The 14926-nt window shown below is 48.9% G+C and carries 14 protein-coding genes; 12 read left to right on the top strand and 2 right to left on the bottom strand.

The genetic code is table 11. The features are described from left to right. Position 1: 1 nt before the first annotated feature. From der to C7W93_RS08050, 8 genes are all read left to right on the top strand, one after another. On the top strand, positions 2 to 1345 hold the full coding sequence (gene der, locus C7W93_RS08085; RefSeq protein ID WP_108439547.1) for a ribosome biogenesis GTPase Der: 1344 nt from the start codon (positions 2 to 4) through the stop codon (positions 1343 to 1345). A 127-nt stretch (positions 1346 to 1472) separates the two neighbouring features. After that, positions 1473 to 1709: an RNA chaperone Hfq gene (hfq, locus tag C7W93_RS08080; RefSeq protein WP_108439546.1), complete on the top strand. Its 237-nt coding sequence runs from the start codon at positions 1473 to 1475 to the stop codon at positions 1707 to 1709. A gap of 39 nt (positions 1710 to 1748) precedes the next feature. Continuing rightward, a complete protein-coding gene (gene hflX, locus C7W93_RS08075; RefSeq protein ID WP_108439545.1) occupies positions 1749 to 2879 on the top strand; it encodes a GTPase HflX in 1131 nt (376 codons plus the stop codon). Positions 2880 to 2916: 37 nt separating this feature from the next. Next, positions 2917 to 4215, top strand: a complete 1299-nt coding sequence (gene hflK / locus C7W93_RS08070; RefSeq protein WP_108439544.1) for an FtsH protease activity modulator HflK — start codon at positions 2917 to 2919, stop codon at positions 4213 to 4215. After that, on the top strand, positions 4215 to 5096 hold the full coding sequence (hflC, locus tag C7W93_RS08065; RefSeq protein ID WP_108439543.1) for a protease modulator HflC: 882 nt from the start codon (positions 4215 to 4217) through the stop codon (positions 5094 to 5096). The genes hflK and hflC overlap by 1 nt, the downstream gene beginning before the upstream one ends. A gap of 297 nt (positions 5097 to 5393) precedes the next feature. Beyond that, positions 5394 to 6545: an ATP phosphoribosyltransferase regulatory subunit gene (locus tag C7W93_RS08060; protein WP_108439542.1), complete on the top strand. Its 1152-nt coding sequence runs from the start codon at positions 5394 to 5396 to the stop codon at positions 6543 to 6545. Positions 6546 to 6548: 3 nt separating this feature from the next. Further along, positions 6549 to 7865 (top strand): adenylosuccinate synthase, encoded by a 1317-nt coding sequence (locus C7W93_RS08055; RefSeq protein ID WP_108439541.1) that lies wholly within the window; start codon positions 6549 to 6551, stop codon positions 7863 to 7865. Between the two features lie 17 nt (positions 7866 to 7882). Continuing rightward, positions 7883 to 8419 (top strand): phosphoribosyltransferase, encoded by a 537-nt coding sequence (locus tag C7W93_RS08050; RefSeq protein WP_108439540.1) that lies wholly within the window; start codon positions 7883 to 7885, stop codon positions 8417 to 8419. Positions 8420 to 8544: 125 nt separating this feature from the next. On the opposite strand, the gene C7W93_RS08045 is transcribed toward C7W93_RS08050, so the two are convergent. Further along, positions 8545 to 8913 (bottom strand): hypothetical protein, encoded by a 369-nt coding sequence (locus C7W93_RS08045; protein ID WP_146177535.1) that lies wholly within the window; start codon positions 8911 to 8913, stop codon positions 8545 to 8547. 444 nt (positions 8914 to 9357) lie between these two features. Between C7W93_RS08045 and iolG the strand changes: the two genes are divergently transcribed. Both iolG and C7W93_RS08035 read left to right on the top strand, forming a co-directional pair. After that, entirely contained in the window at positions 9358 to 10350 is a 993-nt protein-coding gene (gene iolG / locus C7W93_RS08040; protein ID WP_108439538.1) for an inositol 2-dehydrogenase, read from the top strand. After that, positions 10347 to 11372 carry a Gfo/Idh/MocA family oxidoreductase gene (locus C7W93_RS08035; protein ID WP_108439537.1) on the top strand — a complete coding sequence of 342 codons (1026 nt, stop codon included), beginning with the start codon at positions 10347 to 10349 and terminating at the stop codon, positions 11370 to 11372. Before iolG ends, C7W93_RS08035 begins: the two co-directional genes overlap by 4 nt. A gap of 10 nt (positions 11373 to 11382) precedes the next feature. Here C7W93_RS08035 and C7W93_RS08030 read toward each other — a convergent pair whose 3' ends face one another. Then, a complete protein-coding gene (locus C7W93_RS08030; protein ID WP_108439536.1) occupies positions 11383 to 12249 on the bottom strand; it encodes a MurR/RpiR family transcriptional regulator in 867 nt (288 codons plus the stop codon). A 277-nt stretch (positions 12250 to 12526) separates the two neighbouring features. Between C7W93_RS08030 and C7W93_RS08025 the strand changes: the two genes are divergently transcribed. Then, positions 12527 to 13570: a sugar ABC transporter substrate-binding protein gene (locus C7W93_RS08025; protein ID WP_108439535.1), complete on the top strand. Its 1044-nt coding sequence runs from the start codon at positions 12527 to 12529 to the stop codon at positions 13568 to 13570. A gap of 240 nt (positions 13571 to 13810) precedes the next feature. Continuing rightward, entirely contained in the window at positions 13811 to 14926 is a 1116-nt protein-coding gene (locus C7W93_RS08020) for an ABC transporter permease (RefSeq protein ID WP_370446447.1), read from the top strand.

The raw sequence follows: 14926 nt of genomic DNA, 5'->3' as shown, positions 1-14926 counted from the left end.
AATGAAGCCAGTCATTGCACTTGTAGGACGCCCGAACGTCGGTAAATCGACTTTATTCAACCGCATGACGCGCTCGCGTGATGCGTTGGTTGCCGATCTGCCAGGTTTGACCCGTGACCGCCACTACGGTGAGGGTCGCATGGGTGAGCGACCATTTTTGGTAATCGATACAGGTGGTTTTGAGCCTGTTGCCAAAGACGGCATAATGCATGAAATGGCGAAACAGACCAAGCAGGCAGTGGCGGAAGCCGATGTCGTGATTTTTATCGTCGATGGTCGCCAGGGTTTGACGCCACACGATAAAACAATTACCGATTTTTTGCGCAAGTCAGGCCGTTCGGTAATGTTAGTTGTGAATAAATCAGAGGGAATGAAGTACACCTCCGTTACTGCAGAGTTTTATGAATTAGGCCTTGGTGACCCATACGTTATCTCCGCTGCACATGGCGATGGCGTGGCTGATTTGGTCGAAGAATCGCTGGATTTAGCCTTTGCTCAGCGTCCGCCCGAGATCGAAGAACTTGTCACTAATCAGAGAAGTATCAAAATTGCGATTGTTGGTCGTCCTAATGTCGGTAAGTCGACGTTGGTGAATACCTTGCTGGGAGAAGAGCGCGTAATCGCGTTTGACATGCCGGGAACAACACGCGATTCTATCGAAATTCCATTTGAGCGAGATGGTACGCATTACACCTTGATCGACACCGCTGGTATTCGTAGGCGAGGTAAAGTATTTGAGGCGATTGAGAAATTTTCTGTAGTGAAAACTCTACAGTCAATTTCCGAAGCAAATGTCGTTTTATTGTTGTTAGATGCGCAACAGGATATTTCAGAGCAGGATGCCCATATTGCAGGGTTTATTCTTGAAACCGGCCGCGCGTTAGTGGTTGGTATCAATAAATGGGATGGCCTGACCAGTGAACGACGTGAAGAAATTAAAATTGACCTTGATCGTAAGCTTAATTTTCTTTCGTTCGCGAAATTTCACTATATATCTGCATTGAAGTCCACCGGCATTGCGCCTTTGATGAAATCCGTTGACGCCGCGTATGGTGCTGCGATGTCGAATCTGACTACACCAAAACTGACTAGAGCATTGCTCGAAGCGGTAGAGCATCAGCAGCCTCGTCGCAAAGGTTCGATTCGTCCGAAACTGCGTTATGCGCATCAAGGTGGCATGAATCCTCCTATCGTTGTCATTCACGGTAACGCGCTGGAAGCAATCGATGCTAACTACAGACGTTATCTTGAAAAATACTTTCGTGAAACTTTTTCACTGATTGGGACTCCATTACGTATCGAGTTCAAGTCAGGTAAGAACCCGTTTGCACGTCCGTTAAAATAGATTTCCGTTGGCAGTATTGTCAGAAATCGTTTACATTCGTTATACACCACCGAGTCATTCATCGAAGTCCCGTCAAATATGGCGGGGCGTGCTTGACTTCTAATCACAACAACACAGTGGAGTAGCCATGAGTAATAAAGGGCAATTGTTACAAGACCCGTTCCTGAACGCCTTACGCAAAGAACACGTTCCAGTATCAATTTATCTGGTAAATGGTATTAAGCTTCAAGGCCATATTGAATCTTTTGATCAATATGTGGTTTTGCTGCGTAATACAGTGACCCAAATGGTTTATAAACATGCCATTTCAACTGTCGTTCCTGCGCGCGCTGTTACGCTGAATCTTGAAGCAGACGCAGAGTAATCGACCGCTGTCTAATTGGATAGCAACACTACTTCCCCGATGCGAGCCGCATTAGTCGGCGTGGACTTCGGCAAAGGCGACTTTGCCGCAGGTCTGGAAGAGCTCTCCTTGCTGGCTAAGTCAGCAGGTGCGATTCCGCTCGTCACATTGACGGGAAGGCGTGGCGCACCGGATGCTGCATTATTTGTCGGCTCAGGCAAGGCGCAGGAAATTGCGGATGCAGTGCTGGACGAAGAGCTGGAGATCGTCATCTTTAACCATGCTCTGTCTCCAGCGCAGCAACGTAATCTTGAACGTGTCTTAAAAGTACGCGTGCTCGATCGTACTAGTTTGATTTTGGATATTTTTGCCCAACGTGCTAAAAGTCACGAGGGGAAAGTTCAGGTTGAGTTAGCGCAACTTCAGCATTTGGCGACGCGGTTGATACGTGGCTGGACCCATTTGGAGCGCCAAAAAGGTGGTATTGGACTGCGTGGACCTGGTGAAACGCAGCTTGAAACTGATAGGCGTTTGTTGGGCGATCGCGTCAAAGCTTTGCGCGGGCGGTTGGAAAAACTGCACCGCCAGCATGCAACGCAGCGACGCGCGCGTGGCCGCAACAACATACCGTCGATTTCTTTGGTTGGATACACCAACGCTGGAAAATCGACGTTATTCAATGCTCTATCTAAAGCTGGGGTGTACGCGGCAGATCAATTGTTTGCAACCCTTGATACTACTTCACGGAAAATTTACCTCCAAGAAGTTGGGAATGTAGTCATTTCTGATACTGTTGGTTTTATTCGTGAGTTGCCGCATCAGCTAGTCGCCGCGTTTAGGGCAACGCTGGAAGAAACAATCCACGCAGACTTGTTATTGCATGTGGTGGACGCTGCAAGCCCGGCTCGGTTAGAGCAAATTGAGCAAGTTAATTTGGTGTTGAAAGAGATCGGTGCAGATCATATTCCTCAGATTCTAGTCTGGAACAAGATTGACGCCGCTGGGCTGGAGCCGGGAATAGAGCGTAATGAGTATGATAAAATCCAGCGTGTTTTTATTAGCGCACAAAGTGGCGCTGGGCTTGGTTTAATCCGTCAGGCTATTGCGGAGTTTGTGATGGAAAGTAACGCGGCGAGGGTCGATCAGCACGGCATTGAAAACACCCAAGATTCGCCTATTAAACGCCTCTAACGAGCATTCCAACCTATTTATACCGGATCACGATCGAATGCTTGGTTCTATATTAAAAAAATTTGGTGTCAAATTTTCGTTGAATGACCCCCAGTGGGGCCGTAATTCACAAAATGACAACAAACAAAACGACGGCAAAAAGCCGAATAATTCCCCCCCCGATCTCGACCAGTTATGGCGCGACTTCAATCAACGCATTAACCGCTTTTTTGGCAACAAAAATAGCGGTGGCGGTGGTGGTGATGCGAATGATGGAGGAAAGGGTTTCCCTACAGGAAAAAGCGCTGGCGTAGGAGCTGGTGTGATCGCTGTGATCGTCGCTTTCCTCTGGTTGGCGAGCGGTTTTTTCACTGTTCAGGAAGGTCAAACCGGGGTTGTAATGACCTTCGGTAAGTACAGCCATTCGACGATGGCCGGTTTTAACTGGCGGTGGCCGTATCCAATTCAAAGCCACGAAATTGTCAATGTTTCCGGTGTTCGCACAATCGAAGTCGGTTATCGCTCGAACGCTAAAAACAAACAGCCAAAAGAAGCTCTGATGTTGACTGAAGATGAAAACATCATCGATATTCAATTCGCTGTGCAATACAAACTTAAGAGTGCTGCTGACTGGATTTTCAAAAATCGCGATCAGGAAGAAACCGTCCGTCAGGTCGCCGAAACTTCCATTCGGGAAATTGTTGGTAAAAGCCAAATGGATTTTGTCCTGTATGAAGGACGGGAAAAAGTTGCTTTAGATGTAAGTCAATTAATGCAACAAATTCTGGATCATTATCAGAGCGGTGTGCAAATCACTAATGTGACAATGCAAGGCGTGCAACCGCCGGAGCAAGTTCAGGCAGCTTTTGACGATGCAGTAAAAGCCGGGCAAGATCGTGAACGTCAAAAGAATGAAGGACAGGCTTACGCTAATGATGTGATTCCTAAGGCACGTGGTGCGGCTTCTCGCTTGCTTCAAGAGGCAGAGGCTTATAGCGCCCGGGTTACTGCGAATGCTGAGGGTGATGCATCGCGGTTCAAGCAAGTATTGACCGAATATCAGAAAGCGCCAGCTGTGACTCGCGACCGGATGTATTTGGATACCATGCAACAGATTTTTGCAAATACCACCAAAGTTATGATTGATGCTAAGAGCGGGAATAATTTGCTGTATTTACCACTAGACAAGCTTATTGCGCAATCTGCTGCATCCGGTGCGATTGGCAGTGCTGGATCGTCTACAGGTACAGCTGCAGTTAGTCCTGCGACGGTTCCGGTAGTGCCAGCGAAAGATAACGACGCTCAGGCGGTGAATGATTCGCGGTCTCGCGAGAGCCGTGATCGGGAGGGACGATAATGAATCGCTTAATATCCCTCGCAATTGGTATATTTATTGTTATAGCGTTGCTGCTTTCAACCGTATTCGTGGTTGATCAGCGTCAATATGGCATTTTGTTTGCCTTTGGTGAAGTCAAGCAGGTCATTAGTGAACCCGGGTTGCATTTCAAATTACCGCCACCGTTCCAAAATGTTGTGTTTTTGGACAAACGGATTTTGACTATCGATCCTCCTGAAACAGACCGCTTTATCACTGCCGAAAAGAAGAATATTCTGATCGATGTATACGTGAAATGGCGCATTGTCGATCCTAAACTTTATTTTGTTAGTTTTGGCGTTGATGAGAAACGTGCCCAAGATCGTATGTCTCAGATTGTCAAAGCGGCGTTGAACGAAGAGATTACCAAGCGCACAGTGCGTGAAGTTATTTCTGGCGAGCGTGGCAAAGTGATGGATGCGCTGCGTAAAAAAGTCGAAGAGGAAGCCAAGCAAATCGGTGTCGATATAGTTGATGTGCGTCTGAAGCGTGTTGATTATGTCGATCAAATCAATGCTTCTGTGTACGACAGAATGAAATCTGAGCGTGCGCGGGTTGCAAATGAATTGCGCTCGACTGGTTTTGCTGAATCGGAAAAAATTCGTGCTGATGCAGATAAACAACGGACGGTGATTTTGGCCGAAGCTTATCGTGATGCAGAAAATATGCGCGGTGAGGGTGATGCCAAGGCTTCGCAAATTTACGCACAGGCATTTGGCAAGAGCCCGGAATTCTACAAGTTTTATCGTAGCCTAGAGGCTTATCGGGCCAGCTTTAAGAGTCGTCACGATTTGATGGTGGTTGATCCTAACTCGGAGTTCTTTAAGTATTTCAAGAACCCGGGAACTGGATCTGCCAAATAAAGAGTAAGCCACACATTTTAGGTGGTTGTTGAAATATTGATAAGGAGTGGTTGGTCGTTCATTGCGACAATCACTCGACCCCAAAATCAGGGGTTCAGAGTAGTAATTAAATGGCGTCATTTATCCCGACGCCATTTCTTTTTTTTTGCGGCGACGCTAATCTCTGATACATTCCGCATTATCCGTATTCGTGTCATCTGCATTACGCGCATTTTTCTTGGCTGCAGCGTTTAATAATGATGTTGTTCCTCGTATCAGCGAACGCTGATACAGAAATTTCTTTTGGTTTATTTTTCTATGCCTAATTGGCTTCTTCCCGAAAACATTGCCGATGTGTTGCCATCAGAAGCACGCAAGATAGAAGATCTGCGGCGTTTGATTCTCGACAATTTTCGTGTGTATGGTTATGAGCTTGTCATGCCGCCAATGTTGGAGTACATCGAGTCCTTATTGGCCGGAGCCGGTCAGGATACTGAGGCGATGACGTTTAAATTGGTCGATCAATTGTCAGGCCGCACGCTGGGTATCCGCGCCGACATGACGACGCAGGTTGCACGAATTGATGCGCATTTACTGAATCGTCCGTCTCTGACACGGCTTTGTTATGCGGGAAGCGTGTTGCGCACCAAACCATCCGGTTTGCATGCGACGCGTGAGCCGTTCCAGATTGGTGCGGAGATATATGGCCATGCCGGTCTGGAGGCCGATACAGAAATCCAGCATTTGGCACTGGCTTCGCTTGCCCTCGCCGGTATCAAGAAGGTTCGCCTGGACTTGTGTCACGTTGGTATATTTCGTGCGATTATTGCCGATGATGCGATTGCATTAAAAGATGAAAGTGCGTTGGTCAAATTGCTGGAAGGGAAGGATGTTCCCGGCTTGCAGGAACTGAGCGTTGGATATGCGCCCGAAACACGGGCCGCTCTATTGGCTTTACCGCATTTATATGGCGATGTGACTGTAATTGCGCGAGCACGCCAGACGTTGCCAAAGTTACCGGCAATCACCAAAGCGCTGGAAGAATTGCAGGCATTGGCACAGGCTGCAGGCGAAGAATGCGTGACGGTCGATTTAGCCGACTTACGTGGTTATCATTACGAAAGTGGCGCGATTTTTGGCGCGTATGTTTCCGGTCTGCCGAACGCGCTAGTACGTGGCGGTCGTTATGATCATGTGGGTGAAACATTTGGACGTTCGCGTCCAGCGACCGGTTTTTCGATGGATTTACGGGAATTAGCGCGTCTGATGCCGACCGCAGAGCGTAAAGCAGCAATTCGTGCTCCGTGGAGTACCGAAACGGGTTTAAAGGAAAAGATCGTAGCGTTGCGCAATGCGGGTGAAGTAGTGATTCAAAGCTTGCCCGGGCACGAAAACGATCAAGACGAGTTCGATTGCGACCGTGCGGTCGTGCTCGAAAATGGCAATTGGATTATCAAAAATTTGGACTAAGTGATGTTACAGAAACGTACTCAAAAAAACGTCGTTGTTATCGGAACCCAGTGGGGCGATGAGGGCAAGGGCAAAATTGTCGACTGGCTTACCGATCACGCACAAGGTGTCGTTCGCTTTCAGGGCGGTCACAATGCCGGCCATACCTTGGTCATTGGCGGTCACAAAACAGCTTTGCAATTGATCCCATCAGGAATCATGCGTCCAGGCGTTGCATGCTATATCGGTAATGGCGTTGTCTTGTCGGTTCCGGATTTGTTGCGTGAAATCGATAAACTGCAAGCTGCCGGGGTTGAAGTGGCATCCCGCCTGCGAGTATCAGAAGCTTGTCCTGTTATTTTGCCTTACCACACTGCACTTGATGCAGCGCGTGAAGCAGCCCGCGGTGCGGCGAAGATTGGCACTACCGGCAAAGGCATTGGCCCAGCATACGAAGATAAAGTGGCGCGTCGTGCGATCCGCGTTGCCGATTTGCTAAATGAAGCACGCTTCGCCGAGAAACTCAGAGAAAACCTCGATTATCACAATTTCGTGCTGACGAACTATCTGAAGGCAGAGGCAGTCGATTTTCAAAAAACCTATGACGATGCACTAGCCAACGTGCCGCGTCTGGCACCAATGGTGGCGGATGTGTCCAGCGAGTTGTACGCAGCGTATAACAATGGCGCCAAATTATTATTCGAAGGCGCGCAAGGTAGTTTGCTGGACGTCGATCACGGTACTTATCCTTTTGTTACGTCGAGTAATTGTGTTGCCGGTAATGCTGCAGCAGGTTCAGGTGTTGGGCCAAACATGCTGCACTACATTCTCGGTATTACCAAGGCCTACACCACGCGTGTCGGTTCAGGCCCATTCCCGTCCGAATTGCCTACCGACCAAGGTATTGGTCATCATCTGGCCAGCATTGGTCACGAGTTCGGAACAGTAACCGGCCGCGCCCGTCGTTGTGGTTGGTTTGATGCAGCTCTGCTGAAGCGCTCCGTGCAGATTAACGGTGTTTCGGGAATGTGTTTAACCAAGTTGGATGTACTTGATGGCTTGGATTCACTCAAGTTGTGTACTGGCTATACGATCGATGGCAAAGTTGTTGATATTTTCCCGGTGGGTGCTGAAGACGCAGCGCGTTGCGTACCGATCTACGAAGAAATGCCGGGCTGGAGTGAGGTTACTGTCGGTGCGAAATCGATGGATGCGTTGCCAGCGAATGCACAAGCTTATGTTAAGCGGATTGAAGAGCTGGTCGGCGTGCCGATTGATATGGTCTCGACAGGTCCTGATCGTGAAGAAACCATTGTTTTGCGCCACCCATTCAATAATTAAAAAAGAAGATAAGCGCCATGAATGTCTCCAATGATCAGCACCTGTGGGTTTCATGGGATGCGTATAATCTCGCGATCGAAAAGCTAGCGTTAAATGTGCATGCGTCTGGTTGGAAATTTGATCAGATTTTATGTCTGGCACGTGGCGGTTTGCGTCCCGGGGATGTTTGTTCTCGTATTTTTGACGTGCCGTTAGCGATTCTTTCGACCAGTTCTTATCGTGAGGATGCTGGCAAGGTGCAAAGCGACCTTGATATCGGAAAACACATCACTATGAGTCGTGGTTCGCTGGCCGGCAGAATTTTGCTGGTTGATGATCTGGTTGATTCGGGCGTGACGTTGGATAAGGTTTTGCGTCATTTACGGGAAAATTACTCACCCGTCACGGAAGTGAAATCAGCGGTAATTTGGTGGAAAGAGTGCTCGACGATCAAGCCGGACTTCTATGTCGAACATCTGCCTACCAATCCATGGATACATCAGCCTTTTGAAGATTACGACAGCTTGCGTCCGCATCAGCTTGAGGCTTGGACTAAAAAAGGGATGGTACGTTAATTATAAATTTGACGTATTGCCCTCGAGAGCGCCAGCTTCACGTGGTTTAAAGAAAATGTAGTACTGAATATGTCAGTGACTCCTCTAAGGAGCGCTGACATTTTTCATGGTCTATGCCTCATTACTTAATTATCAAACGTCAAATAAAGTGGTTGCTCTAACGGCGTGAACAGACGTTGCTCTGGCATGTAAAAGCCAATTAATTGCTTTCCTGCTGCCACGATATAAAACTCATGCGGCAACTTATCGTTGTTCATCAGCATACCCGTTTTTGGTTTGTAGACTTTTCCATCAGGCACATTGCCGAGATAAACCCAATGGCTGCCATCCATTAACATGATCGAATACCCTCCGGCTAGCGTGATCGTGACACGCCGCGCTAATATTTTGATCTGAGGTTTATTTGCCAGTGTCAGCAACGTGACAGGTGACGGCGGCGGTTCTACCGGTGCTAAGCGCGTTGCGCACCCGGTGATGAGGATGATGACACCCAAGAAAAATCCTGTTGTCCGCATTGTCGTTTGGTCTTCTCTAGTGCTGCTGGTTGGGTTGCAATCAATCAGTTTTGCTACTAATCGAGGTTGTCGTATCAACAGCGGTCTACCATTACTTCCCAGTCATTCCACACTTACAATCGCGCATAAAACGATTTGTAATGATTTGATGGTACAACACTTAATTGCATTATTTGCAATTAAGTGTTTTTTTTCGGAAAGATACATGTGGGATGTGCTTTCTAGCCGAATTTTGCCGCCTTGCGCTACAATTTTCGCTCACATTACGATGAATAAGGTGGTGCGTATCAGGTTTAAAACGAGGCTTTCGCAATCGCATACGAAATATTAATTCGATTAATATAAAAAATAGAAAAATAGTTCTACCAAGTCGAATTCTTGCTTACAATAGCTATCACTATAAAAAATCCACGGAGAATTAAGATGATAGATGTTGCAGTCTTTGGCGCGGGCCGCATTGGCAAAATACACGCTGGTAATCTGGTTATGCAACCCGGCGTGCGCCTCAAATATGTGAGCGATGTGAATGTGCAGGCAGCGCAGGAATTGGCAAGTAAGCATGGCGCGCAAGTGGTCTCCATCGATGCGGCACTTGAGGACTCTAGCGTAGGCGCAGTATTAATTGCATCGAGCACAGACACCCATGCCGATTTGATCTTGCGCGCCGTGGCTGCCGGTAAAGCGATATTTTGCGAGAAGCCGGTTGACCTTACGCTGGAACGCGCCAAAGCCTGCGCGCAAGCAGTCGCCGATGCCAAAGTAACTTGCATGATTGGTTTCCAGCGCCGCTTTGATCCCACTTTTGAAGCGCTGAAGACGCGTCTGGCAGCGGGCGAAATTGGCGATCCTGAAATGCTGATCGTTACCAGCAGAGATCCCGGCGCGCCGCCAGTGTCTTATTTGAAAAGTTCAGGCGGTATTTTCAAAGACATGTTGATTCATGATTTCGATATATTTCGTTGGATTTTGGATGACGAAGCCGTCAGCATTTCAGCAACCGGCAGTTGCTTAAGCGATCCGGCGATTGCAGAAGCAGGCGATATTGATTCCGCAGTCGTTACGATACGTACCCGCCGTGGGCGTCTGTGTCAGATAAATACTAGCCGTCGCGCTGCCTATGGATACGATCAGCGTTTTGAAGTGCTGGGCAGCCAAGGGATGTTACAGGCGGGCAATCACAAACCGACTGAAGTCGTCTCGTCTACCGCGCATAACGTCAGCCAGGACTTGCCTGAACATTTCTTCCTAGAGCGTTATCGCGCCGCTTACGCCCGCGAAATCGCGCATTTTTTTGATGTTTTAGTTAACGGTGGGACTGCGCGCACGACCATCGATGACGGGGTTAAGGCATTGGCATTGGCCGAGGCAGCGACCTTATCATGGCGTGAAAACCGCACGATCGACCTATCCAAATGAGCGCGCAATCGACATTAAAAGTGGGCATCGTCGGGCTAGGGCGATTGGGACGTCGGCATGCTGAGAACTTGCTACGGCGTGTTTCCGGTGCGGTGCTGGTGGCGGCCTGTAGCCCTGTTGAGGCTGAACTGACGTGGGCTAAAGAAACGTTAGGAATTAACGATCTCTACGAAGATTATGAAGCGCTACTGGCGCATGAGGGGCTTGATGCGGTGTTTTTGGTGACGCCGACTTCGTTGCATCCGCACCAGATCATTCAGGCGTTAAAGGCCGGCAAGCATGTATTTTGTGAGAAGCCGTTGTCGCTGGATTTGAACGATTGTCGTCGCGTGAGTGCCGAGGCAGCACTGCATCCGCAGCTGAAAGTGATGATCGGCTTTGTGCGACGTTTTGACGCCAGCTATCAAGCGGCGTACCAAAAAATCCAGTCCGGCAGCATTGGCCAGCCGTTCATGGTGTATTCGCAAACTTGTGATCAGCTTGATCCCGATGGATTCTTCGTCAAATTCGCCCCGACTAGTGGCGGTATTTTTCTCGACTGCAGTGTTCACGATATCGATTTGGCGCGCTGGCTGCTGGGAAATCCCAAGCCGGTGCGAGTGTTCGCCAGCGGTACGATTGCGGTACATCAGGATTTGCAATCATGTGCTGATGTGGATAACGGCGTGGCGATTTGTGAATTTGAAAATGGTCGTATCGCCACCTTTTACGCATCGCGCACCATGCCACACGGGCATGAAACGGTGACGGAAGTTACGGGTACGGCAGGGCGTTTGACGGTAGGGCGCAATGCTCGCCAGAATCGGTTGGAGATTGCCGATGCAAGGGGTATTCGCAACGAATGCACGCCAACGTTTTTCGAGCGCTTTGAAGATGCTTTTCTGACCGAGGCTGCCTATTTTGTCGACGCCATTCGCAACAATACACCGTTGAGTCTGACACTTGATGATGCGACGGAAGCGACTCGGATTGGCATCGCCATGCGCGAGTCGCTGTTATCGAAATTACCTGTGATGCTGTAACTGATCTCGATTAATCGTCGTAGCCATCAATAGCGCTGGTCTCTTCTACGTCCAGCTCCAGTCGATATGCCAGCGCAATGAATAATGCCTGGCATAAGCACATCGCATTCGTCAGCGACCGGAAGGCAAAGGCGCTACCTTCCTTAACAGTTAAGGAAACCGTAGCGTGCTTTGCCAATGGGCTGAGCTGGCTATCGGTGATGACCAACGTCTTGGCCTGACGATGATGCGCCAGACGCACGCAGGCCTGCGTTTCTTTGCCGTAAGGCGTAAAACTGATGGCGATCATCACGTCATTTTTGCCGATACTGCGGCATTGTTCGCGGAACATGCCGCCTTGTCCCGATAAAAGATGCACGCGTTTATTGGTGTGTTGCAGCGCATACACAATGTAGGAGGCGATAGGGAAAGAACGGCGCACGCCGATGACGTAAATATTATCGGCTTTGACCAGAAGTTTGACCGCCTCTTCAAATCGCGCTTCATCCAGACCGCTTAACAGTTCATCCAAACCGCTGCGACTGGCGTCGATAAATTCGCGTGCCATCGCCCCGCTGCTGAGCGGTGACGCTTTGGTTTCTATCAGTTTGCGGATGCGTTGCTGATAGTTAGGCGACGGCCCGGTTTGGGCGGTGTAAGCGTCGCGGAATACCGCCTGCATTTCGCTGAAGCCGCTAAAGCCAAATTGTTTGGCGAAGCGTACGATCGCTGACGGTTGCACATCGCAATGTTCGGCGATATCGCTAATGCGTTCCAGCATCAAACTAGTCCGATGTTGTTCGACGTACTTTGCAATGATCTTTAGTTGCTTGGAAAGCGTGGCGTATTTGTCAGCAATGTGTAGCATTAGTTGGTCGACTGTAGCAGTTTCCGCCATGGTATTTCCTTATATGTTCTTGCGTTGTTATCTTTGTACTGATGCGCTGATTAACGTAATTATAAAGATGTTTATAAATGTAATTGAAAATTTTATTCTAAATTAAAAATAGTTTGAAAAAAAAGTTGCATTGTTGTTCTGCATGTTCTATTGTTAAGTGCCGATCGGGAAAGGCCAGGCTTCAGTACATCGAAGCGCATGGCAGCATACCGATTGCGTGGCACACACACCGGATATCCCCTAAAGTTCGGACAAAATAACATCGGAGATTAATAACATGCAACGATATAGATGCAAACGGCTTGTCAAAGCCTTGATGGTAGCAACCTTGGCGATGTCAGCGGTATCAGTAAATGTGGCGTATGCAGCAGCAGAAAAATTTGTCCTGATTAGTCATGCACCGGACTCTGATTCCTGGTGGAATACGATCAAAAATGCGATCAAGCAAGCAGGTGAAGATTTCAACGTGACCGTTGACTATCGTAATCCACCTAACGGTGATTTGGCCGATATGTCGCGTTTGATCGAACAAGCAGCAGCCCGTCATTACGACGGTGTGATCGTCAGTATCGCGGACTATAGCGTACTGAAAAAAGCGATGGAAAACGTGACTGCCAAGAAAATTCCTTTGGTCACAATCAATTCCGGCACACAGAAACAAAGCGAAGAATTAGGCGCGATCATGCACGTCGGTCAGCCTGAATATGATGCAGGCAAGGGCGCTGGCGAAAAGGCGAAAGCCGCGGGCATCAAGTCTTTCGTATGCGTCAACCATTACGCTACTAATCCATCCTCATTCGAGCGTTGCCGCGGTTTTGCCGATGCGATTGGCGTCGATTATAAAAAAGCGACGCTTGATGCAGGTCAGGATCCAACCGGAATAGAAAGCAAACTGAGCGCTTATTTACGGAATAATCCAGGTACGCAAGGCGTGTTGGCATTGGGGCCGGATTCAGCTGGGCCGAGTCTGCGCGCATTGCAAAAAATGGGTCTGAAAGGCAAAATGTGGTTCGCTACATTCGATTTGTCAGATGAGATTGCCAAGGGTATTCAGGATGGTTCGGTCCAGTTTGCGATTGATCAGCAACCCTACTTGCAGGGTTACATTCCGGTTGCAGTCCTGGCGATCATGACGCAAACGCATACCACCGACGTGGCAACGATTCAGGCAAAGCTGAAGGCTAATCCGAAGTTTCAGGCACGTCTTGCCGAGTATGGATTGGCACCGATTTACGGACCACGCCACATCAGCTCAGGTCCGGGTTACATCACCAAAGATAATATTGATAAAGTCCTCAAATACGCAGGTCAGTATCGTTAATTTTCCCTCTTTTACTGCATCTATTTGATGTTTTACGGCCACCCGTAACCTTCATGCACTGCGTATCAAGTGTGTGCATGTAAGCGGGTGTTGCGTAGTCCGTTTGATGTTGTATCAAAAAAAGTGCCGGTCCGAAGTTCGGGGCCGGCCACTATAAGCAGGAGATATTTCATGAGTTCACATAGCATCCGTGCTGAAAAAGTCACGCCTGTAGGCGACGACTCAGCCCAAAAAAATAACATTAATTCCCCGAATAGCCCAAACATTCAGCAGGATGAACGCGTCCGTTCAGAGGGCGGTTTGAAGCGCTTTCTGGGTCGCCCGGAGTTCGCTTCGCTGGCTGGCGTGATTCTGGTTTTTATTATCTTTGCACTGACCGCTGGCGACTCCGGCATGTTCAATCTGGACGGTATCGTCAACTGGATGCAAGTCGCAGCCTATCTTGGCCTGATCGCTATCGGTGCCTGTATGTTGATGATCGCTGGGGAGTTCGATTTGTCGATAGGCTCGATGATCGGCTTTGCCGGAATGATGGTGGCGATTCCCACGGTGTATTTTCACTGGCCGTTTTGGTTAGCTGTGATTTTTGCATTTGCCGGATCGATGGCGCTGGGTTGGCTGAATGGTTATCTGGTCATCAAAACCCGTCTGCCGTCCTTCATCGTCACGCTGGCTTTTCTCTTTATTTTGCGTGGCTTGACGCTGGCGCTATCGATCATGTTTGCCAACCGCACCATCGTTAGTGGCGTGGGCGAATATGCGTCCAAAGACTGGCTGGGAGGCTGGTTATTTATCGGCACGGTAGGGAACGGTTTCTTTCGCTGGATGGCAGGACAAGGTTGGATTGCGACCACTGATGGCGGTGCGCCATTGGTTGCAGGCGTTCCAAAGGTGATTGTCTGGTGGATTGCGTTAGCGATCGTTGCCAGCTTTATTTTGGCACGTACTCGTTTTGGTAACTGGATTTTTGCTGTGGGCGGCGACGCCAATGCTGCTAAAAATGTCGGTGTACCGGTGCGACGCGTAAAAATTACTTTATTCGTATTCACCGCATTTTGCGCCTGCTTGTTCGCAGTCCTGCAAGTCGCCGATGTTGGCTCGGCTGCAGCCGACCGTGGCTTGCAGAAAGAGTTTGAAGCAATCATCGCTGCCGTTATCGGCGGTGCATTGTTGACCGGCGGTTACGGCTCAGTCATCGGTGCTTGTTTTGGCGCATTAATATTTGGTGTGGTGCAGATTGGGATCTCTTACACGAACCTTAACTCTGACTGGTTCAGGGTATTTCTCGGCGTGATGTTGCTGGTCGCGGTTCTGTTCAATAACTATGTCCGCCGGCGCGTGACGGAGGCGAGGTAA

The sequence above is a fragment of the Glaciimonas sp. PCH181 genome (genome assembly GCF_003056055.1).
GTDB lineage: Bacteria > Pseudomonadota > Gammaproteobacteria > Burkholderiales > Burkholderiaceae_D > Glaciimonas.
This window is presented reverse-complemented; position numbering and strand designations above follow the sequence as displayed.

Excerpts from the sequence above, each read along its gene's own strand:
- C7W93_RS08060 (WP_108439542.1), top strand. The coding sequence starts at position 5,394 with ATGCCTAATTGGCTTCTTCCCGAAAACATTGCCGATGTGTTGCCATCA.
- C7W93_RS08030 (WP_108439536.1), bottom strand. The coding sequence starts at position 12,249 with ATGGCGGAAACTGCTACAGTCGACCAACTAATGCTACACATTGCTGAC.
- C7W93_RS08050 (WP_108439540.1), top strand. The coding sequence starts at position 7,883 with ATGAATGTCTCCAATGATCAGCACCTGTGGGTTTCATGGGATGCGTAT.
- hflC (WP_108439543.1), top strand. The coding sequence starts at position 4,215 with ATGAATCGCTTAATATCCCTCGCAATTGGTATATTTATTGTTATAGCG.
- hfq (WP_108439546.1), top strand. The coding sequence starts at position 1,473 with ATGAGTAATAAAGGGCAATTGTTACAAGACCCGTTCCTGAACGCCTTA.
- C7W93_RS08055 (WP_108439541.1), top strand. The coding sequence starts at position 6,549 with ATGTTACAGAAACGTACTCAAAAAAACGTCGTTGTTATCGGAACCCAG.
- hflK (WP_108439544.1), top strand. The coding sequence starts at position 2,917 with ATGCTTGGTTCTATATTAAAAAAATTTGGTGTCAAATTTTCGTTGAAT.
- der (WP_108439547.1), top strand. The coding sequence starts at position 2 with ATGAAGCCAGTCATTGCACTTGTAGGACGCCCGAACGTCGGTAAATCG.
- C7W93_RS08025 (WP_108439535.1), top strand. The coding sequence starts at position 12,527 with ATGCAACGATATAGATGCAAACGGCTTGTCAAAGCCTTGATGGTAGCA.
- hflX (WP_108439545.1), top strand. The coding sequence starts at position 1,749 with ATGCGAGCCGCATTAGTCGGCGTGGACTTCGGCAAAGGCGACTTTGCC.
- iolG (WP_108439538.1), top strand. The coding sequence starts at position 9,358 with ATGATAGATGTTGCAGTCTTTGGCGCGGGCCGCATTGGCAAAATACAC.
- C7W93_RS08035 (WP_108439537.1), top strand. The coding sequence starts at position 10,347 with ATGAGCGCGCAATCGACATTAAAAGTGGGCATCGTCGGGCTAGGGCGA.